This window comes from Bradyrhizobium sp. OK095, assembly GCF_900109945.1.
Taxonomy (GTDB): Bacteria; Pseudomonadota; Alphaproteobacteria; order Rhizobiales; family Xanthobacteraceae; genus Bradyrhizobium.
The window spans coordinates 77,912-101,811 of sequence record NZ_FOBX01000001.1 but is presented as its reverse complement, the minus strand read 5'-3'; the positions used below and the strand labels follow the sequence as shown (position 1 = coordinate 101,811).

Here is a 23,900-nt window from a genome sequence, read left to right as displayed (position 1 = left end):
TCTTTCCCTCCCCTTGAAAACAATCCGAGGACGCTTTGTCGCAATCTCCATTCCTGAATCGTCAGGCGCTTTATTTGCGGCCCGATCCAACACGGGTCATCGTGCGCCCCTTCAAGCCGGCGACCGAGCCGCGCGATCTCAACCCCACGGACAAGACCCGCGCGAACCACATCGTCGATCGGGTTCTGGCACTCGATGCCGATGCGGCAGCCCACCAACTCGACGATGTTCTTGAGAATTTCCTCGGCCGGCACCGCAATTTACTGCGGGCGTTCGAGGCACGCGCCGACGAAATGGAAGATGCGTTCGCCGTCCACGCCTCGTTCACGCAAGCGCAACGCCAATTGGTCGGCGCCTATTTTCTCAACGAATATTCGTTCGAAGCGTCCGCCTTGTTCAACCCCAGTATCGTAGCGCATCCCGATCAGTCCGGCGCGCCTCCCGGTGGGTTACGCTTCATCCTGAGCCTTCGTGCCGTCGGCGAAGGCCACATCTCGTCGCTGACCTTTCGGTCCGGAATGGTCGCGGCAGACGGAACGGTGAGCGTCGATCCGACGACGCGCCTGGCCTCGAGCCCTACCGTTCTCGCGCAGACGCAGGGAGCAGCCGGAGAGGATGTCGAGGTCGCCTTCCAAAGCGGCGAAGATATCAGCGAACGGGTCATCTTTCCCATTACCGCATCTCAGTCCAATGGCATCGAGGATGCGCGCTTCGTGCAGTTCAGCGATGGCGAACGGCAGATCTACTACGCGACCTTCACCGCCTATAGCGGCAGGGCGATCAGGTCGGAGCTGATCGAGACGTCCGATTTCGTGTCCTTCAGGCTGTCCACCCTGAAGGGCAGCGCCGCGCGCAACAAGGGCATGGCGCTGTTTCCGAAGAAAATCGGCGGCCGATATGCCATGATCGCCCGGCAAGACAATGAAAATCTCTATCTCATCTATTCCGACGATCTCCACACATGGGACGATGGCGGCCAGGCGATTCTGAAACCCGAATTCCCGTGGGAGTTCGTGCAGATCGGCAATTGCGGATCGCCGATCGAACTGGATGAGGGCTGGCTATTGCTAACCCACGGTGTCGGGCCGGTTCGAAAATATTCGATCGGGGCAGCGTTGCTGGACAAGAACGATCCCTCGAAAGTGCTTGCGCGCCTGCGTGAGCCCTTGCTTCGGCCCGATCCGTCCGAACGCGAGGGATATGTCCCCAACGTCGTCTACACCTGCGGCGCATTGCGGCATCACGACAAGATCATCTTCCCTTATGCCGTCTCGGATACATTCTCCAATTTCGCGACGATCAACATCGCCAGCCTGATGAACGCCATGGACCGATAATTGGTTCGTTGATATATTTCCGTGAAAACGAGCAGAATCTGAACTGGCGAACTACAATCTGCGGGCTGCGCGATTCATGAGTGCCAATAGACGGACACCCAGCTTCTCGATCCAGCCGTCTTTCATGGGCTCACTCTCGGCGAGGCGATCGAACTGATCCATGCAGGAAAATGGCTTTCTGTCATCGATGAGCAACGGTTTACTCCTTGCTGCGCTGTGATGGGGACCATTTTGGCGCATCACACAGCCGCGATGACTGAGTTGAGCGGTACATCCAACAGATAGACGAACCCGGATGGCTCATAAGCGAGATGAACCTGGCCACTCAGCTGCTGTCCGAGAGATTCCATCATCCGGGTACCGAAACTTCGTCGTGTCGGCACCTCGACCACGGGACCGCCGCTTTCGGTCCAGGTCAGCCGAAGGCGCTGCTTCATCTCGTCAATCGTCCATGCAACCTCTACGCGGCCTGCCGGCTTGGAAAGAGCGCCGAATTTTGTGGTGTTGGTGCACAGTTCATTGAAGGTCATCGCCAGCGCAATGACGGCACCGGAGGTAATTCGAACGTCAGGCCCGTTGAAATGAAACCGCCTGCCGCCGTTACTGTCGTAGGGATCGGTTGCCGCGCTTAAGGTGTGCGTGAGACTCGCATTCGCCCAGCTGACCTGCATGAGCAGATCGTGGGCGCGTCCCAACGCGATCAATCGGCCCTCCATGGCCTTTTGTCCGTGCTCGACACTCGTCGCGGCCCGGAAACTTTGCGATGCGATTGCGCTCACCGTGGCAAGGGTGTTCTTGACGCGATGATGCAGTTCGCCAAGGATAAGCTTCTGCAGCTTGTCGGCTGCCTCGCGCTCCTTGGCGTCTATGCCGGCTTGTGCAAGCAAGGTTTTGGCATCTATTCCAGCTTGTTCCAGCAATAACCGGAGGCTGTCGTTCTCAGCCGACAAAACCGCCTCATGCGCTGAGGGGTGAGGCGTCTCGTCCGCAGCCGCCATCGCCGTGTTCGGGACGATCTTTAATGCCCCCGCACCAATCATCACTTGCAGTTGGGCAGTCATTTCCTCGACGCCCAGCGGCTTTCCGAAGAAACGGCTGTCCGTTGGCCTTTCGGCTTCCGATGGGTTCACCTGGCCGGAAACCAGAATGATCTTGATGGCCGGCCAGCGGTCGTGGACTGCGTGGGCAAGTTTCAGGCCGTCCATGCTGCCTGGCATCTGGATATCGGTAAACAGCAACGAGATATCCGAGCGTGTTTCGAGAATGGAAATCGCCTCGTCGGCATTGACGGCTTCGACAGCGGTGAATCCTGCATCCTCCACGATGTCCACCGCGCGCATGCGCAGGACCATCTCATCTTCGACGACGAGGACGTTGGCTGGAGAACCGGTTAATTCCGATGACATAAGGGCGCTCCTGGAAAGGAGCCAAAAATGATGGCCCACGCCAATTGCTCAGTGGCGTCAGGCTAGACCACGCCCCGCGCCTGTCGGAGGCGCAAAGCAGCTTTGGACGTTCGCGCGAAACGCCTTATCCGCGCTGCGATATCTGGCGAGCTTCTGGCACCGGCATCCCTGACCGGACATTGTGCAGGCAGGATGCCTCGAGGCGCGGCCAAATCTGGCTTGAGCAGTTTCCGCCGATAAGGCGAATGGGAAGCCGGTCCGCCTTCGCCAGGGCAACCGCTTCGTCCGCGTTCGCTTGAGGCGCAAAACCGGGTATCGCCATCACCGCTGCGCCCAACACCGCCAATACCGCGAAGGCCGTGAGAGATTTGATCATTTGAGGTTGTTTACTTTGGCTGGTCGCCGATCCCGCTACGCTTGGGGACACATGACAACAACCAAAATGATGGATTGTTCCCGCCTCACAACTTATATTTGAGCGGCCATTACTGCCACGCCATGCCGCCCTTGGGCCAAAGACCGAGGTCGCTGTCGGAGGCGGGCACTGCGGCGTACCGAACGCCTCGCCCTCGTGGGGCATGACAGTGTTTCGAGTAACACATGGCACGGCTAAAGATGCGGAATTCACCTGCTTGATTGTGATCGGCTTCCGCCTAAATTTTGTGTAAGCTTCCCGCACCGCACAACCATGTTTCGAAAGGCCCCGATGGCGAACGCCTTCTTCTCCGACCTGCTCGCCACCATCTCCGAGCGCGGCCGCACGCTGCTTCGCCGCGGCGACGGATCGGATACCAAACAGGACGCCGACGGGCTGATCGAGCTCTGCGGCGCGCTGCTGTCGGGCCGCGGCGAAGCGTCCGGCACCGCCCTGGCGCGCGAGGTGCTCGACATCTACCAGGAGTTGGATGCGGCAGGACGCCGCGCTTTCTTCGAAGGATTGGTGCGCGATTTCGGCCCGGACCGGGAGCGCCTGTCCAGGGCGATTGAAAAATGGCGCGCCAAGCCCAGCGACGAGGATGCGAGCTCGCTGCATTTCGCCTCGGAACCGCGGCGGCAGGAGCTGATCCGCCGGCTCAACCGCGCGCCGGGCGGCACCGGCGATCTCGTCAGCATGCGCGCCGACCTGCTCGACATGATGAACGGACACACCGATCTCGCCGCGCTCGACCGCGACGTCTCCCATCTTCTCTCGTCGTGGTTCAACAGGGGGTTTCTCGTGCTGCGCCGGATTGACTGGTCGACCCCGGCCAACATCCTCGAAAAGATCATCCGCTACGAAGCCGTGCATGAGATCTCCGACTGGGACGATCTGCGCCGCCGCATCGATCCGGTCGACCGCCGCTGCTACGCCTTCTTCCATCCGGCGATGGTCGATGAGCCGTTGATTTTCGTCGAGGTCGCGCTGACCGAGACCATCCCGGGCGCGATCGCGCCGCTGCTTGCGGTCGATCGCCAGTACCTTCCGATCGAGAAGGCGCGCACCGCCGTGTTCTATTCGATCTCCAACACGCAGCGCGGGCTGGGCGGCATTTCCTTCGGCAGCTTCCTGATCAAGCAGGTGGTCGAGGAGCTGCGCCGCGAAACGCCGAAGCTCGATACGTTCGTGACGCTGTCGCCGGTGCCGGGCTTCATGCCATGGATCAAGCAGGACAAGGATTTGCCGCTGACGGACGAGGACCGCGAGGTGCTCAAGCGCCTCGACGATTCAAAGTGGTTCGAGAATCCCGAGACGACCACGCTGCTGCGCGGCGTGATCGAGCCGCTCGCGGCGCACTACTTCCTCAAGGCGCGCACGCCGAAGGGCAAGCTGATCGACTCCGTCGCCCGTTTCCATCTCGGCAACGGCGCGAGGCTCGAGCGTATCAACTGGCTCGGCGATCTCTCGCCGAAGGGCGTCCGCGAGTCCGCCGGCGTCATGGTCAACTACCTCTACCGCCTCGACGACATCGAGAAGAACCACGAAGCCTACGCCAATGACGGCGAGGTCGTGGCGTCGAGCGCGGTGAAGAAGCTGCTGAAGGGCGAAGGACGGCGGCTACTGGATATGCGGCTGTCTTAGGGAAGACAACTCCCACCACGTCCTCATTGCGAGCGTAGCGAAGCAATCCAGAATCTTTCCGCGGTGACAGACTGGATTGCTTCGTTGCGCTCGCAATGACGGAGAATATACGCTAGACGTTTCATCAGCTCCTGCACCAAAGACGGGACACCATGAAACGACGCGACTTTCTCGGCCTGACCGCCGCGGCTGCCAGCAGCCTCTCGCTATCGTCCGTACGCAGTTTCGCGGAAGGCCCAGGTTCAGGGCCGGAGATGACCGCGCTGTGCGACTACATGAGTGCAGCCAAAGCCCGCGCGCTGCCGCCGGATGTTGTCGAACACGCCAAACACCACATCCTCGACACACTGGCCGCGATGCTCTCCGGATCGGAGCTGCCGCCAGGCCAGGCTGCGCAGCGCTACATCCGCGCCAATGCCTCGCAGGGGACGACGACCGTCGCCGGCACGGCGCTCACGGCATCGCCGATCGAGGCCGCGCTTGCCAACGGCGTCATGGCGCATGCCGACGAGACCGATGATTCGCACAGCCCGTCACGTTCACATCCGGGATCCTCGACCGTTCCCGCCGCGCTCGCGCTTGGCGAACATCTCGGGATCGACGGCGCGCATTTCCTGCGCGCGGTGACGCTCGGCTACGACGTCGGCACGCGCGTGGTGATGGCGATGGGCGGGGCCGATTTCAGCTATGAGAGCACGCTGAGCACACACAGCATAGCCGGCACGTTCTGCGCTTCCGCGGCGGCGGCTTGCGTCGCCGGCTTCGATGCACAGCGGATGCGCTGGGCGCTTGACTATGCCGCGCAGCAATCCTCCGGATTCATCGTATGGCGGCGCGACGTTGAACATATCGAGAAAGGGTTTGTGTTCGCCGGCATGCCGGCCCGCAACGGCGTCACGGCAGCGCTGCTGGTGCGCGCGGACTGGAACGGCGTCGACGACGTTTTCTCAGGGCCGGACAATTACTTCCTCGCCTATGCGCCGAAGGCTGTGACCGCAAAGCTCGTGGACAAGCTCGGCGAGCGCTACGAAATCGCGGGCACCGACATCAAGAAATGGACCGTGGGCTCGCCGATCCAGGGACCGCTCGACGCGATCTATGCGATCCGCAGCAAGCAGGCGTTCGAGGCCGAGCAAGTGAAGCGTGTGACGGTGCGGCTTGCGCCGTCGGTCGCCGAGGTCGTGGACAATCGCGACATTCCCGACATCTGCCTTCAGCACATGGTCGCGGTGATGCTGCTCGACAACACCGCCTCGTTCCACGCCGCACATGACAAGCCGCGCATGCAGGACGCCACGGTGCTGAAGGAGCGCGCCAAGGTCAATCTGGTGCGCGACGAGGAGCTGGCAAAACTGTTGCCGGTGCGCGTCGCCATTGTCGAGATCGAATTGGCCGACGGTAGCCGCCTCTCCGAACGCATCACCGCCGTGCGTGGCACGCCGCGCAACCCGATGACGCGCGACGAGGTCATCGACAAGGCGCGTGATCTGATCGCGCCGGTGGTAGGGGCGGAGAAGGCCGAGCAGCTGGTGAAGTCGGTCTATGAGATCGAGGGGCTGACGGACATCAGGAGCTTGCGACCGTTGCTGCAACGCCCCTGAATTCGTCCATGACGTCCAATCGCGCCGCACTCCCCAGCCCAACGACCTCCGCAGAGCGGATCGACGCCATCGACGCGCTGCGAGGGCTCGCCCTGTTCGGCGTCATGGCCATCAACGTCGTCATGGAATTTCGCGTTTCGATCTTCGAACAATTTCTTGGCCCCAGGACGCTCGCATCGCCGATCAATCGCGCCATCGACGCAATCCTGAGCCAGGCCATCGAACTCAAGGCATTTGCACTGTTTTCGCTGCTGTTCGGCGCGGGCCTTGCCATTCAATTCGACAGGCTCGCGACGAGCGAACGCCGCACCGTGCTGCTCGTCCGCCGGCTCGCCGTGCTGCTGGTGTTCGGCGTCATTCATCTGTGCCTGATCTGGAACGGCGACATCCTCACCGAATATGCGCTGGCGGGGTTCATCGTGCTGCCGTTCCTGTTTGGTCCGCGCTGGCTGCTCGCTCTCGCGTCGCTGGTGTTTCTGGCGCTGTATCTGGCCATGCAGGACTTTGCGCCAGCGGGATTGTTTCCCAGCCGGGCCGCGATCTGGCGCGACGTGATGGATGCCAATCGGATCTATGCGACCGGCGGCTACCTCGACGTGCTGGCGTTCCGCCTGCGCGAACTTGCCCTCATCGCGCCCCTGCACGCATTCGTCTTCCCGCGCACGATCGGGCTGTTTCTTGTCGGTGCGCTCGCCTGGCGCAGCGGCATTGTGCAAAACGTCCGCGGCCTGTTCGCTATCGCGCTTCCCGCGATCGCTCTCGGCGCTGGCTTTTTTGGCGGCACCGAGCCGCTCGGCACGATCGCGCTGGCGCTGGGCTATGGCGCCGCCATCCTCGGCATCGCCCGTTTCGAGCGCGGCAAGCGGCTGCTCGGCTGGGCTGCACCGCTGGGGCGGATGGCCTTCACCAACTACGTCGCACAATCCGTCATCTTCGGCTGGATCTTCTACGGCTACGGCCTTGGCCTGTTCGGCCGGCTCGGCATCACGGAGGCTCTCACCATCGGCATCGCGGTCTACATCGCACAGGTGCTGTTCAGCACCTGGTGGCTGCGCCATTACCGCTACGGCCCGCTCGAATGGCTGTGGCGGACGTTAATGTATGGTGTGCGGCAGCCGATGGTGGCGGCGCGGGTCGCCGTCGCAGAGTGAACTACTCCGCCAGCGCCTTCATTTCCTTGTAGAGATCCGACTTGCCTTCGAAGCCGATGCCGGGAAGATCAGGCATGGTGATGTGGCCGTTCTCGACGCGGACGCCGTCCGGGAAGCCGCCGTAGGGCTGGAACAGGTCGGGATAGCTCTCATTGCCGCCCAAGCCCAGGCCGGCTGCGATGTTCAGCGACATCTGGTGGCCGCCGTGGGGGATGCAGCGGCTGGGCGACCAGCCATGGGTTTTCAGCACTTCCAGCGTGCGCTGGTATTCGCACAGGCCATAGGACAACGCGCAGTCGAATTGCAGCCAGTCGCGATCGGGGCGCATGCCGCCGTAGCGGATCAGATTGCGGGCGTCCTGGTGGCTGAAGAGGTTTTCGCCTGTGGCCATCGGGCCCGGATAGAATTCGGCGAGCGCTGCCTGCAGCGCGTAGTCGAGGGGATCGCCGACTTCCTCGTACCAAAACAGCGGATAGTCGCGCAGCATTTTTGCGTAGGCGATGCCGGTTTCGAGATTGAAGCGGCCGTTGGCGTCGACGGCGAGCTGCGCATCCTTGCCGATCTCCTTCAGCACGGCCTCGATGCGGATGCGGTCGTCGTCGATCGACGCGCCGCCGATCTTCATCTTCACGACGTTGTAGCCGCGATCGAGATAGCCGCGCATTTCACCGCGCAGCATCGAGAGATCCTTGCCGGGATAGTAATAGCCGCCGGCGGCGTAGACGAAGACGCGCGGATTGGCCGTCACGCCGTGTCGTTCGGCCAGCAAGCGAAACAGCGGCAGACCTGCGATCTTCGCCACCGCGTCCCACACCGCCATGTCGATGGTGCCGACCGCGACCGAGCGCTCGCCGTGGCCGCCGGGCTTCTCGTTGGTCATCATCGCGCCCCAGACCTTGTCGGGGTCGAGATTGTCACCGGCCGCATTCAACAGCGACTTCGGGTCGGCTTCCGTGATGCGCGAGGCAAAGCGCTCGCGGATCAGGCCGCCCTGCCCGTAGCGGCCGTTGGAGTTGAAGCCGTAGCCGACGACGCGCTTGCCGTCGCGCACCACGTCGGTGACGACGGCAACGAGGCTCGTCGTCATCTTGGTGAAGTCGATATAGGCGTTGCGGATCGGCGAAGAGATCGGCTTGGTGATCTCGCGGACGTCGACGATGCGGACGGACATGGGCTTGGCCTCGGTGGTTGTCGTCGTCATTGCGAGGAGCGAAGCGACGAAGCAATCCAGACTGCCTCTGCGGAAAGATTCTGGATTGCTTCGCTTCGCTCGCAATGACGAGGAGAGAGTGTGGGCTTCTCGCAATGACCAGGAGAGAGGCGCGTCCAGATTACGTCTTGTCTCGAAAGTACGGCTCCACCGGCCCGTGCACCTTGATGGTCAGCGGGTTGCCGTGGCGGTCTTTGGCATTGCCGGCGGTGACGCGGACCCAGCCTTCGCTGATGCAGTATTCCTCGACATTGGTCTTCTCGACGCCCTTGAAGCGGATGCCGACGTCGCGCGCCAGGATGTCCGCGTTGTAATGCGGGCTGTTGGGGTCGACCGACAGGCGGTCCGGAAATTCGTCGCTCATGATTGTCTCGCTCATAACAGGGTCTCGATTTGATTCCGCAGTCCTTCAGGCCGCGCGGTCGGCGCGTGTCGCGCGACCACTCGGCCTGCACGGTCCACCAGGAATTTGGTGAAATTCCATTTGATGGAGGCGCCCAAAAGTCCGGATTGCTGATGCTTCAGGTACTCATACAAGGGATGCGCGTGGACGCCGTTGACGTCGATCTTCTCGAACAGGGGGAAGGTGACGTCGTAATTGGTGGAGCAGAACGCCTGGATCTCACTCGCCGGCCCCGGCTCCTGCGCGCCGAACTGGTTGCAGGGAAAGCCGAGCACCGAGAAGCCGCGCGGCGAGAGATCGCGATACAGATCCTCCAGCCCGCGATATTGCGGCGTAAAACCGCATTTGCTCGCGGTGTTGACGATCAGCAGCACCCGTCCCTCGAAGTGACGCATGGACACTTCCTCGCCCACAAGCGAGTTGGCTTTGAAGTCGTAGATCGCCGACATCGCTAACCCACTGGGTCGATCGGCGACGGCGGCACGCCGCCCGCCTCGATCGCTTCGCCTGCGAGGAGACAGAGATCCTCGCGATAGCGGCCAGAGACGATGTGCACGCCGACCGGTGCCTTGCCGACGAGGCCGGTGGAGACCACGAGGCCGGGCAATCCCATGAAGGGGGTCGCGATCTGCGGCATCTGCGCCTCCCAGACGCGCTCGAACGATGCCGCGTCCTTGCGGTCGAGATGATCCGGGAACGGCAATTCGCCGGACACCGGCGTCAGCACCACCGCGTATTGCTCGAAGAACAGCATCCAGTCGCGGGTCAGCGTGGCGCGGCGCGTCAGCGCCTGGGCGTAGTTGGCCTGGTCCATCGGCGTAACTCTGCTGCGATTGCCGTGCAGGCACGCCAGCGCGCCGGGATCGCCCTCGCGCTCGGCCATTTCCAGCTGCGCCTCATAGCCGTCACCAAGCCAGAGTTTGATCTGCCACTCGACGGCTTCACGCATCGGCGGGGTGTTCTCGATCGTCTCGACGGTCCAGCCGGCGCGCTCGAGGCGCTTGCCGGCGTCGATCACCGCGGCCTTCACCTCCGGCGTGGTCGCAAGGCCGTCCGGGTTGAGGCAGAGCGCGGCGCGCTTGGGCCTCGCCGGGCCTTCCAGCGGCGCCGGCACGAACCAGGGGTCGCGGATGTCGCGGGCCGACATCGCAGCGAGCGAAATCCTGAGATCATTCACGGTGCGCGCCAGGGGTCCCGACACCGCCATGATCTGCGGCCCGATCGGGCGCTCCGGCAGCGCCGCGTTGAAGGCGGGGATGCGGCCCAGCGTCGGGCGCAGGCCATGCACGCCGCAGGCATAGGCGGGATAGCGGATCGAGCCAGCGATATCGGTGCCGTGGGCGATGTGGCCGATGCCGGCCGCGACCGCCGAGCCGGCGCCGCCGGACGAGCCGCCCGGGGTCAGCGAGGCGTCGCGGGGGTTTTTGGTGTCGCCGTGGACCAGATTGGTGGTGAACCAGCGGTAGGAGAAAGCCGGGCAATTGGTGCGCCCAAGGAGAATGGCACCGGATTTGCGGAAATTGGCGACCACTGGATTGTCCTCGCGCGCGATCAGATCGCGCTGGAGCTTCAGGCCGTTGGTGGTGGCAAAGCCCTCCTGGTCGACATTGGCCTTGATGGTCACGGGGACGCCGGCGAGAACCCCGGGGTCTTCCCCCCGCGCGATGGCGGCATCGACGGCGTCGGCCTGCTTGAGCACGTCCTCGGGACGGTGGTCGATCACCGCGTTGAGCTGGGGATTGACGGCATCCAGGCGGGCCAGACCGGCCTTGGCGGCCTCCCTGGCGGAGACCTTTTTGGCTTTGACGAGGGTAACGAGGTCGGCGGCCGACAGGCGCCAGAGGTCTTGCATGGCTTGCTCCGTATGACCGGCGTCTTTTAGCGCCGGGAACGCAGCAAAGCCATGCGGATTTCGCAGGGGTACTTCGTCATTGCGAGCGAAGCGTGGGCGATGGCTGGGGGCCTCAATGCCGGGTCGCGGACTGGTCCGGGACATCCAGCAGGGCCTCGGTGAAGGGGAATTCGAGCACGACCTCCCCGTCGTCGTCGGTCACCTCGATCACCGCCTCCATCAGGGCCGGCTGGGTCCCCTCTGATTTCAGGACTTCCAGGATCATCTGGCGGGCGACCTCCCAGGCGCGGTCGGGATTGCGCAAATCCTCGCCGTCAGGATCCACGATCAATTCGTCGCCGATACGGGTATTGAAGAAATATTTGGGCATCACCGAATTCCACTTGGGTCGCCTGTACCGGATTGAAAGCTGCACTGCACTCACAACTGCTTTATCAGGACAGGGTTCGCGACCGAATGCGCCAGGCGCAAGGCAGCGTCACCAGAAGTGATGTTCCCCCATCGATTTTCGCGGCGCAACATGGACTTCTCGGGAAAATTTCACTGGCGAACTTTTCTGCCCGCATTACTTTATCCCTTGGGCGGATACGTCCGAATTCGCGAATATGGAGAGCCGAAATGGCCTGGAAAACCCCGAAGATCGTCGAAGTGCCCTGCGGCATGGAAATCAACATGTATGTGAGCGCCACCCGCAAGTAAGCGGTTGGTGAGTTTGCGTTCTGCGCAGGTGGGTATTTCGGTCACGAACCGTTTCCGGACGACGGAAACTGTGTCGGCCTGATATCCACCTGGCGACGTTGCCTCCAGGAGACGTATCATGCTTCGCGTCGTCGTCCTGGGCGCCGGGGCCGGCGGCGGAGTCCCGCAATGGAATTGCGGGTGTCAGGGCTGCCGGGCGGCCCGTGCCAGCGGGCATGACCTCCAGAGGACCCAGGCCTCGGTCGCCTTCAGTGGCGACGGCGAGCATTGGTTTCTGATCAACGCCTCCCCCGATCTGCGCCAGCAATTGAATGCCACGCCGCAGCTGCACCCCAAGCCGGGCGCGTTGCGCCATACGCCTGTTGCAGGCGTGATCCTGACCAACAGCGAAGTGGATGCGGTCGCGGGCCTGCTGTCGATGCGCGAGGGCTCGCCCTTCACGGTCTACGCGCATGAGAAGGTGCTGGCGATCCTGGCCAGCAACAGCATCTTCAACGTGCTGAACGAGAAGAACGTCAAGCGCCAGCCGATCGGCATCAGCGAGCCCTTCGAGCCGCGGCTGGTAGACGGCACGCGCTCGGGGCTGGAGGTGCTGCCCTTCGCGGTGCCGGGCAAGTCGGCCTGGTATCTGGAAGGCAAGGCCCATCCGGGCGGCGAGAGCGGCGACGGCGATACGCTGGGCCTGAAGATCACCGACAAGGCGACCGGCAAGTGCTTCTACTTCATCGCCGCCTGCGCCGAGGTCACCGATGCGCTCAAGGCCGAGATCGACGGCGCTTCGCTGGTGTTCTTCGACGGCACGGTCTGGCAGGACGACGAGATGATCCGGGCCGGGCTCGGCCACAAGACCGGCAAGAGCATGGGCCATGTCGCGATGTCCGGTCACGATGGCGCGATTGCGCGGCTCGCCGATCTGACACTCGACAGGAAGATGTTTCTGCATATCAATAACTCGAACCCGGCGCTGCTGCCCTCTTCCCCCGAGCGTAAAGCGCTTGAAGAAGCGGGCTGGCAGATTCCCGCCGACGGAACGGAGATCGTGCTGTGAATGCCGCGTCACTGACTGGAATGACTGCGCTCTCTGTTGGCAAGGATATCAGGCTCAACTCGGCCGAGGAGCTGGAGGCGACGCTGCGCCACATCGGGGCGACGCGCTATCACAGCCTGCATCCGTTCCATAAGCTGCTGCACGGCGGCAAGCTGAACAAAGGCCAGGTGCAGGCCTGGGCACTGAACCGCTACTATTACCAGAGCACGATCCCGATCAAGGACGCGGTGGTGATCTCGCGCTTCCGCGACCGCGCCACGCGGCTGGAATGGCGCCACCGCATCGAGGACCATGATGGCGACGTCGGCTCCGAGGGCGGCATCGAGCGCTGGTTGAAGCTGACCAGCGGCCTCGGCCTCGATGCGGCCTATGTGGAATCCACCGAGGGCATCTTGCCGGCGACGCGCTTTGCGGTGGAGGCCTACGTGCATTACTGCCGCGAGAAGTCGCCGCTGGAGGCGATCGCCTCCTCCCTCACCGAACTGTTCGCGCCGAACCTGCATGAAGAGCGCATTGCCGGCATGCTGGAGCATTACGACTTCGTCAATCCTGATATCATGAGCTACTTCAAGCGGCGTCTGGCGCAGGCGCCGCGCGATGCCGGGTTTGCGCTCGACTACGTCAAGGCGCACGCCACGACACCGGAGCAGCGCGCGCAGGTCTGCAACGCGCTGATTTTCAAGACCAACGTGCTATGGGTGCAGCTGGATGCGCTTCAGCACGCCTATGTCGAGGGGAACATTCCGCCGGGCGCCTTTGTGCCCAAAGCGGGTTAAGGACAAGAACAATGGCCGGGCCGCGGAACATCAGCGTCAGCGAGGCAAGCCGCCCGGTGCTGCCGCGGCACGCCAAGCTGAAATATGACGAGACGCGAAAAGTCTGGGTGATCCTGGCGCCGGAGCGGGTGCTGGCGCCCGACGAGATCGCGGTCGAGGTCTTGCAGCTCTGCGACGGCCAGCGCAGTGTCGGCGACGTCTCCGATCAGCTGGCCGCGAAATACGCCGCGCCGCGCGAGTCGATCCTCGCCGACGTCATCGTCATGCTGCAGGATCTCGCCGACAAGGGTTTTCTCACCGAGATCAGGGAGAAGACGTCATGAGCGATGTGCTCCCGATCATCCCGCCGGATAGCAGCGACAGCCTCGCGGTGCTGGAGAAAAGCCGCTCGACGGCGGAGAATTTTGGCATCCCGCTCGCCGTGCTGCTCGAGATCACCCATCGCTGCCCGCTGCAATGCCCGTATTGCTCGAACCCGGTCGAGCTCGATCGTTCCGGCAAGGAGCTGACCACGGACGAGTGGAAGAAGGTCTTGAGCGAGCTTGCCGAGATCGGCGTGCTCCAGGTGCATTTCTCCGGCGGCGAGCCGACGGCACGGAAAGACCTCGTCGAGCTGGTGAAGCACGCCAGCGATGTCGGCCTCTACACCAACCTCATCACCTCGGCCGTGCTGCTGACGCGCGAGCGGCTCAGCGAGCTGGCCGATGCCGGGCTCTGCCATGTGCAGATCAGCTTCCAAGGCATCGAAGAAGGCCTCGCCGATCGCGTCGCCGGCTATAAAGGCGGTCACCGCAAGAAGCTCGAGGTCGCGAAATGGACGCGCGAGCTCGATTTGCCGCTCACCGTGAACGCGGTGATGCACCGGCAGAATTTGCACCAGCTCCCCGACATCATCCAGATGTCGATCGATCTCGACGCCGACCGGCTCGAGGTCGCCAATGTCCAATATTACGGCTGGGCGCTGAAGAACCGCGCCGCGCTGATGCCGACGGTGGCGCAGCTCGACGAATGCACTGGCATCGTCGAGGAGGCGCGCGAGCGGCTGAAGGGCCGGCTGACCATCGACTACGTCGTGCCGGATTATTACGCGCTGCGGCCGAAGAAATGCATGGGCGGCTGGGGCCGGCAGTTCTTCAACATCTCGCCGGCCGGCAAGGTGCTGCCCTGCCACGCCGCCGAAAGCATCACCGGGCTCGATTTCGAATCCGTGCGCTCCAATCATTCGATCGCCTGGATCTGGCAGAACTCCGACGCCTTCAACCGCTATCGCGGCACCGGCTGGATGAAGGAGCCGTGCAAGTCCTGCGAATTCCGCGAGATCGATTTCGGCGGCTGCCGCTGCCAGGCCTTTGCGCTGACCGGCGATGCCGCCAACACCGATCCGGCCTGTGCGCTGTCGCCGCTGCACGAGACCATCTTCAAGCAGGCCGAGCGCGAGGCCGAGGGCGAGACCAACCGCTTCCTCTATCGCAATTTCGCCGGCGGCACTCTGGAATCCGAGAATGGTGCCTGACGCCGACGCGGCCGCATCGGCTAACCGCGCCGATTCCTTTGCACCGCTGACCTCCGACATGCTGGATGTCGGCGACGGCCACGAGCTCTATGTCGAGAGCGTCGGCCGCGCTGACGGCATTCCCGCGATCTATCTGCATGGCGGGCCGGGGTCCGGCTGCCAGCCCGACCATCGCCGGCTGTTCGACCCCGATCGTTTCTGCGCCGTAATGTTCGACCAGCGCGGCTGCGGCCGCAGCCGTCCCAAGGGATCGCGCCAGCACAACACCACGGCGCATCTGATTGCCGACATGGAGAAGATCCGCGAAAAGTTCGGCTTCGACCGCTGGATGGTGGTCGGCGGCTCCTGGGGCGCGACGCTGGCGCTGGCTTATGCGCAGGCCCATCCCGAGCGCGTCTCCGGCATTGCTCTGCGTGCGACCTTTCTCGGCACGCGGGCAGAAGTCGTGACCGCTTTCACCTCGCGCCTGTCGCAATTCTATCCCGCGCTGTACGAGGATTTTCTCAGCGTGCTGACGCCCGAGGAGCGTGCGCAGCCGGTGGAATCCTATTATCGCCGCATCCTCGATGCCGATCCGGCGGTGCATGGTGCGGCCTCGCGCGCCTGGCACGATACCGAGCGTGCTCTGTCGGAGCACAAGCCAGCCAAGACGCGGATCGACCTGGCGTCGCTGAACGTCTGGCGCACGCTGCCTGCCACGCCGTTCATGGAGGCACACTATTTCGTCAACAATTCCTTCATGAGCGAAGATCAGTTGCTGCGGAATGTGGGCCGGCTCGCCGGCATCCCCGGCATCATCGTGCAGGGCCGCTACGATCTGTTGTGCCCTCCTGAGACATCCGAGGGCCTCGCGAAGGTTTGGCCCGGTTCCGAGGTCAGGATCGTGGAAGAAGCCGGCCATTCGCTCTATGATGCCGGCGTGCGGGACGCGGTCATGAAGTCGATCGCCGACCTCGCGACTAAGATTTCGCGATAAGGATCTATCCCCTCATCCTGAGGAGCGCGCCCTACGCGCGCGTCTCGAAGGATGAAGGGCCGAGGTGCTGCAGCGGGGCCTTCATGGTTCGAGACGCGCGAAGACGCGCTCCTCACCATGAGGGTCTGGGTTCGCATGGGAAGGACAACAAGAAAATGCCGCTCGCCGGGACAGGCATGCTGCTGACGTCGATGAACATCGACGCGGCAGACGAAGCCGATTTCAACCGCTGGTACGATCGCGAGCATCTGGAAGAGCGCGTCGCGATCGAGGGATTTTTGGAGGCGCGGCGCTATATCGCGCATGCCGCCAATCCCAAATATCTCTCGCTGTACTCGACCGCGACGCTCGACGTGCTCGACAGTCCCGCCTACCGGGCGCGGCTCGCCAACCAGACCGAATGGTCCAGGCGGAGCATGGCGCATTTCAAGAACATGCTGCGCGTGGTCGCGCGCATCACCATCAGCAAGGGCACCGGCCGCGGCGCTGCGCTCGGCGTGGTGCGGCTGCGGCCAACGCCTGACAATGCCGCACCATGGCGTGATGCACTGCAAGAAAAGCTGGCGCCCGGGGACCGCGAAGGCATCATCTCGATGCATCTGCTCGAGAGCGAGCCGGAATTGTCGGGTGCAACGGCGGATATTCCGGCGGTGCGCAACGAAGGCGCGCGCGACTGGTTCGTGCTGATCGACGGCACGCATGTCGGCGCGGTCTCGGCCGTCATCGCCGAACGCTTCACCGGCCCTGCTGCCGCGCCCTTCCCGCTGCCCGTCTCCGTCGGCACTTACAGCCTGATGTGGGATCTCGCGAAAAGCGACATCGCGCACAGCTGACGTAGGAGATTGCTGCGCTGCGTGATCTATCCTCGTCATTGCGAGCGCAGCGAAGCAATCCAGACTGCGTCCGCTGCGCCACTCTGGATTGCTTCGTCGCTCCGCTCCTCGCAATGACGGCGAGAGTGATGTTGCACCGCACGCATCTTGCGCGCGCCGTTAATGCTGTGCGCGCGCAGCTCCCATGAAAGCAGTCGATCGCGAAAATTTGCCGTTGTACTTCGGAACGGTTCTAATAAGCTAACCCAATGACGTCATTCAGAAACCAGATCGACGCACGTTAAGCGTCCGACAAGCTCAACAAGAGGCCGCCGGGTCCTTGAGCCTGCGCGGACAGGGTAGGAATGAAACCGACCGATATCGCGGCCCCCGACTACTTTCATAAAGTGGTCGATTGCCAGTGGGCCTGTCCAGCACACACTCCGGTTCCCGAATACATCCGACTGATCGCACAAGGCCGCTACAGCGACGCCTACATGATCAATTGGAAATCGAACGTGTTTCCCGGAATTCTGGGACGCACCTGCGATCGTCCATGCGAGCCGGCGTGCCGGCGTGGTCGTGTCGAGGAAACACCGGTTGCGATCTGCCGCCTCAAGCGCGTCGCCGCCGATTTCAAGGACGACATCAAGCATCGCCTGCCGCATCCGACTGCGAAGAACGGCAAGCGTGTTGCATTCGTCGGCGGCGGTCCCGCTTCGCTGACGGTGGCGCGCGATCTCGCGCCGCTTGGTTATCACTGCACCGTATTCGACGGTGACCCCCAGGCCGGCGGCATGATGCGGACGCAGATCCCGAAATTCCGTCTGCCCAATTCGGTCATTGACGAGGAGACCGGCTACATCCTCGATCTCGGCGTTGACTTCAAAGGCGGTCACCGCATCGAGAGCATGAAGGCGCTGCTCGCGGAGAAGTATGACGCAATCTTCGTCGGCTCCGGCGCGCCGCGCGGACGTGAGCTCGACATTCCCGGCCGCAAGGAAGCCGCAAGCCACGTTCATATCGGCATCGACTGGTTGTCGTCTGTCTCATTCGGCCACACCGACAAGATCGGCAAGCGCGTCATCGTGCTCGGCGGCGGCAACACCGCGATGGATTGCTGCCGCACCGCGCGCCGGCTCGGCGGCGAGGATGTGAAGGTCGTCGTTCGCTCCGGCTTCGAGGAGATGAAGGCCTCGCCCTGGGAGAAGGAAGACGCGCTCCACGAGGATATTCCGATCCTCAACTTCCTCGTCCCCGTTTCCTTTGTCCACGACAACGGCAAGCTCACCGGCATCACCTTCCAGAAGGTGAAGGCCGAATACGATGCCAAGGGCCGCCGCAACCTGGTGCCTTCGGGCGAGCCCGACCAGACCATCGAATGTGACGACGTGCTGGTCGCGGTCGGCCAGGAGAACGCCTTCCCCTGGATCGAGCAGGATTGCGGCATCGAGTTCGACAAATGGCACATGCCGAAGGTCGATCCGAAGACCTTCGTCTCGACCAACCCAAAGGTGTTCTTCGGCGGCGACGCCGCATTCGGCCCAAAGAACATCATCTGGGCGGTGGCGCAGGGCCACGACGCCGCGCTGTCGATCCACAAGCTGCTCTCGGGCGAGGACATCACCGAGCGGCCGCTGCCGGAGGTGCATGTCTCGTCGCAGAAGATGGGCATCCACGAATGGAGCTATGACAACGACATCTCCAACGACAAGCGCTACAAGGTGCCGCATCGCGACAAGGTGATCGCGCTGAAGGACATCCGCACCGAGGTCGAGCTCGGCTACGACGTCAAGCTGGCGCTGGGCGAAGCCGAGCGCTGCCTGAACTGCGACGTTCAGACGGTGTTCTCGACCTCGCTCTGCATCGAGTGCGATGCCTGCGTCGACATCTGCCCGATGGATTGCATCACCTTCACTGATAATGGCGAGGAAGACGATCTGCGCCATCGGCTGAAGGCGCCCTCGCCGCATCCAGACCAGGACCTCTACGTGTCGTCTGACCTCAAGACCGGGCGCGTGATGGTGAAGGACGAGGATGTCTGCCTGCATTGCGGGCTGTGCGCCGAGCGTTGTCCTACCGGTGCCTGGGACATGCAGAAATACTTGATCAATATGACTCACGCAGGTTCGAAATGCCCGACAAAAAGCCGATCAGCAGCGTAAACGACTTCGTCGTCCGCTTCGCCAACGTCAACGGCTCGGGCTCGGCCAGCGCCAACGAGATGTTCGCGCGCGCGATCCTGCGCCATGGCGTGCCGGTGTCCCCGCGCAACATCTTCCCCTCCAACATCCAGGGCCTGCCGACCTGGTACGAGGTGCGCGTCACCGAAGCCGGCCATCTCGGCGCCCGCGGCGGCGTCGACATGATGGTGGCGATGAACCCGCAGACCTGGGACAAGGACGTCGCCGGCATCGAGCCCGGCGGCTATCTGTTCTACGATTCCACCAAGCCGATGCCGTCAACCAAATTCCGCGACGACATCACCGTGATCGGCGTGCCGCTCACCGCGATCACCAACTCGACCTATACCGACCCGCGCCAGCGCCAGCTGTTCAAGAACATCATCTATCTCGGAGCGCTCTCGGCACTGCTCGACATGGATCCGAAGCTGATCGAACAGCTGATTGGCGAACAGTACAAGGGCAAGGAGAAGCTGCTCTCCTCCAACGTCCATGCGCTGCATCTCGGCCGCGACTGGGCGCTGCAGAATTTGAAATGCCCGCTGGGCTTGCGCATCAAGAAGTCCGACAAGGTCGGCGACCGCATCTTCATCGAGGGCAACAGCGCCGCCGCGCTCGGCGCCGTCTATGGCGGCGCTACGGTGTGCGCGTGGTATCCGATCACGCCGTCCTCGTCGGTGGCGGAGGCCTTCACCGCCCATTGCAAGAAGTACCGGCACGATGCCGAGACCGGCAAGGCAAAATATGCCATCGTGCAAGGCGAGGACGAGCTGGCTTCAATCGGTATCGTCATTGGCGCCTCCTGGAATGGCGCCCGCGCCTTTACCGCAACCTCCGGCCCCGGCGTCTCCCTGATGACGGAGTTCATCGGCCTCTCATATTTCGCCGAGATCCCGGCCGTGATCATGAACATCCAGCGCGCCGGCCCCTCCACGGGCATGCCGACCCGCACCCAGCAATGCGACATCATCGCCTGCGCCTATGCTTCGCATGGCGACACCAAGCATGTGCTGCTGTTTCCCGAAGACCCGGCCGAAGCTTTCGAGTTCGCGGCGGCGGCCTTCGATCTCGCGGAGCGGCTGCAGACCACGATCTTCCTGATGCTCGATCTCGACATCGGCATGAACCACCGGCTCTGCCGTCCGCTAAAGTGGGACGATTCCAAGCAATACGACCGCGGCAAGGTGATGACTGCCGAGATGCTGGACGAGGGCCGCGACTTCGGCCGCTATCTCGACGTCGACGGCGACGGCATCCCCTACCGCACCTATCCCGGCACGCATCCGACCAAGGGCTCGTATTTTACCCGCGGCACCTCGCGTGACCGCTATGCGCGCTATTCCGAGGAAGGTTCAGTCTATGCCGACAACATGCAACGCCTCGTCCGCAAGTTCGAGACGGCGCAAGACCTGGTCCCGCGGCCGCTCCAAGCCAATGCGGAACGGCCGACCAAATATGGCGTGATCTATTTCGGCTCGACCTCGCCGGCCATGGACGAGGCGATCGGACTATTGGAAACGCGCGGGCATCAGCTCGACCGCCTGCGCATCCGCGCCTTCCCGTTCCATTCGAGCGTGGCGAGCTTCCTCGCCGAGCACGATTTCGTCTACGTCGTCGAGCAGAACCGCGACGCCCAGCTCCGTCAGCTCATCGTCAACGAGAACGGCATCGACCCGGTCCGCCTGGTGCCGATCGTCCATTACGATGGCACCCCGATCACCGCCCGCTTCATCGCAAAAGCCATTGGCGACCACCAGGATCACCTCAAGGTGACCCCGCTCCGCAAGGCCGTGTCATGACCTATATTGCCAAGCCGAAATTCCATCATCCGGGCCTCAAGAAGAACGAGCTCGGCTACACCCATCGCGACTACGAGGGCAAAATCTCGACGTTGTGCGCGGGCTGCGGCCATGATTCGATCACGGCCTCGATCATCGAGGCCTGCTACGAGCTCTCGATCGAGCCGCACCGGGTGGCAAAGATCTCGGGCATCGGCTGCTCGTCGAAGACGCCGGACTATTTCCTCGGCAATTCACACGGCTTCAACACCGTGCACGGCCGCATGCCGTCGGTCTTGACCGGCGCCAATCTCGCCAACCGCGATTTGATCTATCTCGGCGTCTCCGGCGACGGCGACAGTGCCTCGATCGGCTTCGGCCAGTTCGCGCATTCGATCCGGCGCGGCGTCAACATGACCTATATCGTCGAGAACAACGGCGTCTACGGCCTGACCAAAGGGCAGTTCTCGGCGACCGCCGACCGCGGCTCGAAGTCCAAGAAGGGCGTCACCAACACCGACAACGCCATCGATCTTGTCGCCATCGCGCTGCAACTCGGCGCCACCTTCGTGGCGCGTTCGTTCTCAGGCGACAAGACCCAGCTGGTGCCGCTGATCGCGGCCGCGATCGGCCACAAGGGCGCGTCCTTCATCGACGTCATCAGCCCCTGCATCGCCTTCAACAACCACGCCGGCTCGACCAAGAGTTTTGACTACGTCCGCGAGCACAATGACGCGGTGAACCGGCTCGACGTGCTGGTCGGCCGCGATCCCATCGCGGTGGACTATGCCCCGGGCACGGTGCAAATGGTCGAGCAGCACGACGGCAGCAGAATCGCGCTGCGCAAGATCGACGCCGACTACGATCCGCATGACCGGCTCGGCGCGCAGACCTTCCTCGCAAGGCACGCCGCCAAGGGCCAGATCGTCACCGGTCTTCTGTATGTCGATCCCGACGCGGAAGATCTGCACGCGCATCTCGACACGGTCGAGACGCCGCTGAACACGCTGGAAGCGGACACGCTGTGCCCGGGCTCAGCGGCGCTGGACAAGTTCAACGCCAGCCTGCGCTGACGCGCCGCCCTGCGATCTAGACTAGCTGACGGGTTCGGGCTCGGCTGCGGCGCGACCCGAATATGTCAATCGGCCGGCCGCCCAATATTGCTTACAGGTGTCGAACAGCGTTTCGCCGTCCATGGTCAGGCCGCCCGCATTGACGAGCACGCCGTCCGCACCAATTGGCTTGTTCAGCAGCAACAAGACGCGCTTCAGAAAGCCCCCGTCGAACCGCTCGGCGAGGAGAGGATCGAGCTGGAGCACCACTACTTTCTGGCTGCGATACCGAAAGATCGAGACGTCCCGCACCGATCTCCAGGAGATGGTGTCATCGGCGATCCTGGTGTCCCGAATGCCGATACGGGTGATGGAGACGACCGGCTCACCGGACGAGATCAAGGTCCAGAGCATCTTGCAGGTGATCAGGCCGAAAAACACGATGCCGAAATAGCAGAGCGCGATCTGGAACGTGGTGATGTCCTTGACGTACTGCCAGCTGAATGCGAGCGCGGCGCAGAGCAATGTCAGCACCAGGCCAGCCCCGACGAGCGTGAGCAGCCGCGGCACTGAATAGCCGATCGTAAGGTTGGGCAAGTTGTGACCTTCGGACATTTTCAGCGCCACCAGCCATCTGCAACAACCAGGGGTTTATCAACGCCCCTCCTTCCACAGTGTTAAGGCTGGAACCTTGCGCGAGGCTGCCCATGGGACTGCGAGGCAAGAGCACTTGAACGCGCGGCGGCCGGCTTGCGACTAACCGCCGACCGGCCCCCGCGCCCCCAACATGCGGGCCGCTAACCGCTTACGCGTGTGGTGCGATCATGAAGCTTGCCCTGGTTCTTCCGCTTGCTCTTGCCGCGTTCCTCGGCACCGCCCGGGCCGAGGAGGCCGACGACATCCGCGAAGCCACCAAGGCTGAGGCCGAGACATTCAACGCGCGCATCTATGCCGGAACGCCCGACGTCAGGGCCTATGCCTGCTTCGTCCGCCGCTACGATGCCGAACATTTGGCGCGGCATCCGAAGCAGAAAGTGGCCGCGATGAAACTGCTGGTCTCCGCGGAATTCGACACCGAGGACAAGCAGCTCCACAATTCATTCCGGCTCGGGTTCAAATATCGCCACCGCTCCGGCGATTTCGCGTCCGGCGGCTCCTGTAGCCACGTGGTGTTCGCGAAAGACGGCAACGAGATTCGCCTCGGCTGCGGCGTCGACTGCGAAGGCGGCAGCATCGGCGTGGCGCTCGCGAAAGACGACAAATCGGCCATCGTGCGGCTGGCGCGAGTCAGGGTCTGGCGGAACGACAAGCCGGACGACGAGGCCGAACTATCGCTGGTCGCAGGCAACGACGACGGGATTTTCCGGCTCGATCGCACCGACACCAGCAAATGCGCCTCTCTGGTGACCGACCGCAAGGAACTCGCCGCGCTCCGCCACAAATGATATGTCTCCGGCAAAGTCAGGTCAGGGAGATCGCCATGAACCGCCGGAACATCTTGTGGACTGCCGTCACGGCTTTGGGCGCTGCGTTTGGCGCCTCCAGCGCAAAGGCCGCGACCGAGGCACCGCCGTCGAACAAGCTTAGGGTCGTTTATCACCTGAGCGATGCCGAGAAGGTCAATTTCGTGCTCGGCAACATCCAGAACCATATCGACGGCGTCGGCGGCCCCGATCACGTCACGATCGCGCTGGTGATCCACGGGCCGGCACTGAAGGCGTTTCACTGGGCGCAGGCCAACCCTGATGTGAGCAAGCGCGTCGGCGATTTTTCCAAGGACGGCGTCGAGCTCGCCGCGTGCGGCAACACGATGAAGGCGCAGAACGTCACTCTGACGGATCTCTTGCCGGGCTTCGTCAGCGCGGAAAAGGGCGGCGTGGTTCGTTTGGCCGAGCTGCAGTCGCAGGGGTATCTTTATCTGCGGCCTTGAGGCGCGCGGAGCCGCCACATTCTCCGTCATTGCGAGGAGCCCTCGCGACGAAGCAATCCAGACTGTCTCCGAGGAGAGATTCTGGATTGCTTCGCTACGCTCGCAATGACGGCG

General features: G+C 63.0%; 23 protein-coding genes. 16 read left to right on the top strand and 7 right to left on the bottom strand.

Translation table 11 applies throughout. From position 1 onward, the window contains the following. Positions 1-35 precede the first annotated feature (35 nt). Positions 36-1,337, top strand: coding sequence for a glycoside hydrolase family 130 protein (locus BMW89_RS00450; RefSeq protein ID WP_092021562.1), 1,302 nt, complete (start codon positions 36-38; stop codon positions 1,335-1,337). Positions 1,338-1,576: 239 nt separating this feature from the next. Here BMW89_RS00450 and BMW89_RS00445 read toward each other — a convergent pair whose 3' ends face one another. Next, positions 1,577-2,743, bottom strand: coding sequence for a sensor histidine kinase (locus BMW89_RS00445; RefSeq protein WP_092021560.1), 1,167 nt, complete (start codon positions 2,741-2,743; stop codon positions 1,577-1,579). 706 nt (positions 2,744-3,449) lie between these two features. Here BMW89_RS00445 and BMW89_RS00435 point away from each other — a divergent pair. From BMW89_RS00435 to BMW89_RS00425, 3 genes are all read left to right on the top strand, one after another. Continuing rightward, positions 3,450-4,802: a malonyl-CoA decarboxylase gene (locus tag BMW89_RS00435; RefSeq protein ID WP_092023273.1), complete on the top strand. Its 1,353-nt coding sequence runs from the start codon at positions 3,450-3,452 to the stop codon at positions 4,800-4,802. A gap of 152 nt (positions 4,803-4,954) precedes the next feature. Further along, on the top strand, positions 4,955-6,403 hold the full coding sequence (locus BMW89_RS00430) for an MmgE/PrpD family protein (protein ID WP_092021556.1): 1,449 nt from the start codon (positions 4,955-4,957) through the stop codon (positions 6,401-6,403). An 8-nt stretch (positions 6,404-6,411) separates the two neighbouring features. Next, the gene (locus BMW89_RS00425; RefSeq protein ID WP_092021554.1) at positions 6,412-7,554 is read left to right on the top strand and encodes a DUF418 domain-containing protein; all 1,143 of its coding nucleotides are present in this window, start codon (positions 6,412-6,414) and stop codon (positions 7,552-7,554) included. A 1-nt stretch (position 7,555) separates the two neighbouring features. Here the strand turns inward: BMW89_RS00425 and tarD are convergent, their stop codons facing one another. From tarD to BMW89_RS00400, 5 genes are all read right to left on the bottom strand, one after another. After that, a complete protein-coding gene (tarD, locus tag BMW89_RS00420) occupies positions 7,556-8,725 on the bottom strand; it encodes a D(-)-tartrate dehydratase (RefSeq protein WP_092023270.1) in 1,170 nt (389 codons plus the stop codon). A gap of 160 nt (positions 8,726-8,885) precedes the next feature. Continuing rightward, positions 8,886-9,143, bottom strand: coding sequence for a DUF3297 family protein (locus tag BMW89_RS00415; protein ID WP_092021552.1), 258 nt, complete (start codon positions 9,141-9,143; stop codon positions 8,886-8,888). Continuing rightward, positions 9,140-9,616 carry a glutathione peroxidase gene (locus BMW89_RS00410; RefSeq protein WP_092021550.1) on the bottom strand — a complete coding sequence of 159 codons (477 nt, stop codon included), beginning with the start codon at positions 9,614-9,616 and terminating at the stop codon, positions 9,140-9,142. The genes BMW89_RS00415 and BMW89_RS00410 overlap by 4 nt, the downstream gene beginning before the upstream one ends. A gap of 2 nt (positions 9,617-9,618) precedes the next feature. Next, entirely contained in the window at positions 9,619-11,019 is a 1,401-nt protein-coding gene (locus BMW89_RS00405; protein WP_092021548.1) for an amidase family protein, read from the bottom strand. Between the two features lie 112 nt (positions 11,020-11,131). After that, positions 11,132-11,389: a DUF6894 family protein gene (locus tag BMW89_RS00400; RefSeq protein WP_177195747.1), complete on the bottom strand. Its 258-nt coding sequence runs from the start codon at positions 11,387-11,389 to the stop codon at positions 11,132-11,134. A 248-nt stretch (positions 11,390-11,637) separates the two neighbouring features. Here BMW89_RS00400 and pqqA point away from each other — a divergent pair, with 248 nt between their 5' ends. The 10 genes from pqqA to BMW89_RS00350 all read left to right on the top strand — a co-directional run bounded on the left by pqqA (position 11,638) and on the right by BMW89_RS00350 (position 21,877). Continuing rightward, positions 11,638-11,718: a pyrroloquinoline quinone precursor peptide PqqA gene (gene pqqA, locus BMW89_RS00395; RefSeq protein WP_045002119.1), complete on the top strand. Its 81-nt coding sequence runs from the start codon at positions 11,638-11,640 to the stop codon at positions 11,716-11,718. A 118-nt stretch (positions 11,719-11,836) separates the two neighbouring features. Beyond that, positions 11,837-12,766: a pyrroloquinoline quinone biosynthesis protein PqqB gene (pqqB, locus tag BMW89_RS00390; RefSeq protein ID WP_092021544.1), complete on the top strand. Its 930-nt coding sequence runs from the start codon at positions 11,837-11,839 to the stop codon at positions 12,764-12,766. Then, positions 12,763-13,542, top strand: coding sequence for a pyrroloquinoline-quinone synthase PqqC (gene pqqC, locus BMW89_RS00385; RefSeq protein ID WP_092021541.1), 780 nt, complete (start codon positions 12,763-12,765; stop codon positions 13,540-13,542). Before pqqB ends, pqqC begins: the two co-directional genes overlap by 4 nt. An 11-nt stretch (positions 13,543-13,553) precedes the next feature. Beyond that, positions 13,554-13,865, top strand: coding sequence for a pyrroloquinoline quinone biosynthesis peptide chaperone PqqD (gene pqqD / locus BMW89_RS00380; RefSeq protein WP_092021539.1), 312 nt, complete (start codon positions 13,554-13,556; stop codon positions 13,863-13,865). Beyond that, positions 13,862-15,055 (top strand): pyrroloquinoline quinone biosynthesis protein PqqE, encoded by a 1,194-nt coding sequence (gene pqqE, locus BMW89_RS00375; RefSeq protein ID WP_092021537.1) that lies wholly within the window; start codon positions 13,862-13,864, stop codon positions 15,053-15,055. Before pqqD ends, pqqE begins: the two co-directional genes overlap by 4 nt. After that, entirely contained in the window at positions 15,045-16,031 is a 987-nt protein-coding gene (gene pip, locus BMW89_RS00370) for a prolyl aminopeptidase (RefSeq protein WP_092021534.1), read from the top strand. The genes pqqE and pip overlap by 11 nt, the downstream gene beginning before the upstream one ends. A 155-nt stretch (positions 16,032-16,186) precedes the next feature. Then, positions 16,187-16,864 carry a DUF4286 family protein gene (locus BMW89_RS00365; RefSeq protein WP_092021532.1) on the top strand — a complete coding sequence of 226 codons (678 nt, stop codon included), beginning with the start codon at positions 16,187-16,189 and terminating at the stop codon, positions 16,862-16,864. A 344-nt stretch (positions 16,865-17,208) separates the two neighbouring features. Then, a complete protein-coding gene (locus BMW89_RS00360; protein WP_092021530.1) occupies positions 17,209-19,008 on the top strand; it encodes an FAD-dependent oxidoreductase in 1,800 nt (599 codons plus the stop codon). Continuing rightward, complete coding sequence (locus BMW89_RS00355) at positions 18,978-20,825, top strand: 2-oxoacid:acceptor oxidoreductase subunit alpha (RefSeq protein ID WP_177195746.1); 1,848 nt, start codon at positions 18,978-18,980, stop codon at positions 20,823-20,825. The genes BMW89_RS00360 and BMW89_RS00355 overlap by 31 nt, the downstream gene beginning before the upstream one ends. Continuing rightward, the gene (locus BMW89_RS00350) at positions 20,822-21,877 is read left to right on the top strand and encodes a 2-oxoacid:ferredoxin oxidoreductase subunit beta (RefSeq protein WP_092021526.1); all 1,056 of its coding nucleotides are present in this window, start codon (positions 20,822-20,824) and stop codon (positions 21,875-21,877) included. The genes BMW89_RS00355 and BMW89_RS00350 overlap by 4 nt, the downstream gene beginning before the upstream one ends. Positions 21,878-21,898: 21 nt before the next feature. Here BMW89_RS00350 and BMW89_RS00345 read toward each other — a convergent pair whose 3' ends face one another. Then, positions 21,899-22,453: an STM3941 family protein gene (locus BMW89_RS00345; RefSeq protein ID WP_244547473.1), complete on the bottom strand. Its 555-nt coding sequence runs from the start codon at positions 22,451-22,453 to the stop codon at positions 21,899-21,901. A 227-nt stretch (positions 22,454-22,680) separates the two neighbouring features. Between BMW89_RS00345 and BMW89_RS00340 the strand changes: the two genes are divergently transcribed. Then, positions 22,681-23,301, top strand: a complete 621-nt coding sequence (locus tag BMW89_RS00340) for a hypothetical protein (protein WP_092021521.1) — start codon at positions 22,681-22,683, stop codon at positions 23,299-23,301. 35 nt (positions 23,302-23,336) lie between these two features. Beyond that, positions 23,337-23,786, top strand: a complete 450-nt coding sequence (locus BMW89_RS00335) for a DsrE family protein (protein ID WP_177195744.1) — start codon at positions 23,337-23,339, stop codon at positions 23,784-23,786. Positions 23,787-23,900: the final 114 nt, after the last annotated feature.

What these genes read in the sequence shown, in the direction of transcription:
- tarD (WP_092023270.1), bottom strand. Translation starts at nt 8,725, where the DNA reads ATGTCCGTCCGCATCGTCGACGTCCGCGAGATCACCAAGCCGATCTCT.
- pqqB (WP_092021544.1), top strand. Translation starts at nt 11,837, where the DNA reads ATGCTTCGCGTCGTCGTCCTGGGCGCCGGGGCCGGCGGCGGAGTCCCG.
- BMW89_RS00335 (WP_177195744.1), top strand. Translation starts at nt 23,337, where the DNA reads ATGAACCGCCGGAACATCTTGTGGACTGCCGTCACGGCTTTGGGCGCT.
- BMW89_RS00415 (WP_092021552.1), bottom strand. Translation starts at nt 9,143, where the DNA reads ATGAGCGAGACAATCATGAGCGACGAATTTCCGGACCGCCTGTCGGTC.
- BMW89_RS00445 (WP_092021560.1), bottom strand. Translation starts at nt 2,743, where the DNA reads ATGTCATCGGAATTAACCGGTTCTCCAGCCAACGTCCTCGTCGTCGAA.
- BMW89_RS00425 (WP_092021554.1), top strand. Translation starts at nt 6,412, where the DNA reads ATGACGTCCAATCGCGCCGCACTCCCCAGCCCAACGACCTCCGCAGAG.
- BMW89_RS00350 (WP_092021526.1), top strand. Translation starts at nt 20,822, where the DNA reads ATGACCTATATTGCCAAGCCGAAATTCCATCATCCGGGCCTCAAGAAG.
- BMW89_RS00430 (WP_092021556.1), top strand. Translation starts at nt 4,955, where the DNA reads ATGAAACGACGCGACTTTCTCGGCCTGACCGCCGCGGCTGCCAGCAGC.
- BMW89_RS00360 (WP_092021530.1), top strand. Translation starts at nt 17,209, where the DNA reads ATGAAACCGACCGATATCGCGGCCCCCGACTACTTTCATAAAGTGGTC.
- BMW89_RS00410 (WP_092021550.1), bottom strand. Translation starts at nt 9,616, where the DNA reads ATGTCGGCGATCTACGACTTCAAAGCCAACTCGCTTGTGGGCGAGGAA.
- BMW89_RS00405 (WP_092021548.1), bottom strand. Translation starts at nt 11,019, where the DNA reads ATGCAAGACCTCTGGCGCCTGTCGGCCGCCGACCTCGTTACCCTCGTC.
- pqqD (WP_092021539.1), top strand. Translation starts at nt 13,554, where the DNA reads ATGGCCGGGCCGCGGAACATCAGCGTCAGCGAGGCAAGCCGCCCGGTG.
- BMW89_RS00340 (WP_092021521.1), top strand. Translation starts at nt 22,681, where the DNA reads ATGAAGCTTGCCCTGGTTCTTCCGCTTGCTCTTGCCGCGTTCCTCGGC.
- BMW89_RS00355 (WP_177195746.1), top strand. Translation starts at nt 18,978, where the DNA reads ATGCCCGACAAAAAGCCGATCAGCAGCGTAAACGACTTCGTCGTCCGC.
- BMW89_RS00400 (WP_177195747.1), bottom strand. Translation starts at nt 11,389, where the DNA reads ATGCCCAAATATTTCTTCAATACCCGTATCGGCGACGAATTGATCGTG.
- BMW89_RS00365 (WP_092021532.1), top strand. Translation starts at nt 16,187, where the DNA reads ATGCCGCTCGCCGGGACAGGCATGCTGCTGACGTCGATGAACATCGAC.
- pqqA (WP_045002119.1), top strand. Translation starts at nt 11,638, where the DNA reads ATGGCCTGGAAAACCCCGAAGATCGTCGAAGTGCCCTGCGGCATGGAA.
- pip (WP_092021534.1), top strand. Translation starts at nt 15,045, where the DNA reads ATGGTGCCTGACGCCGACGCGGCCGCATCGGCTAACCGCGCCGATTCC.
- pqqE (WP_092021537.1), top strand. Translation starts at nt 13,862, where the DNA reads ATGAGCGATGTGCTCCCGATCATCCCGCCGGATAGCAGCGACAGCCTC.
- BMW89_RS00435 (WP_092023273.1), top strand. Translation starts at nt 3,450, where the DNA reads ATGGCGAACGCCTTCTTCTCCGACCTGCTCGCCACCATCTCCGAGCGC.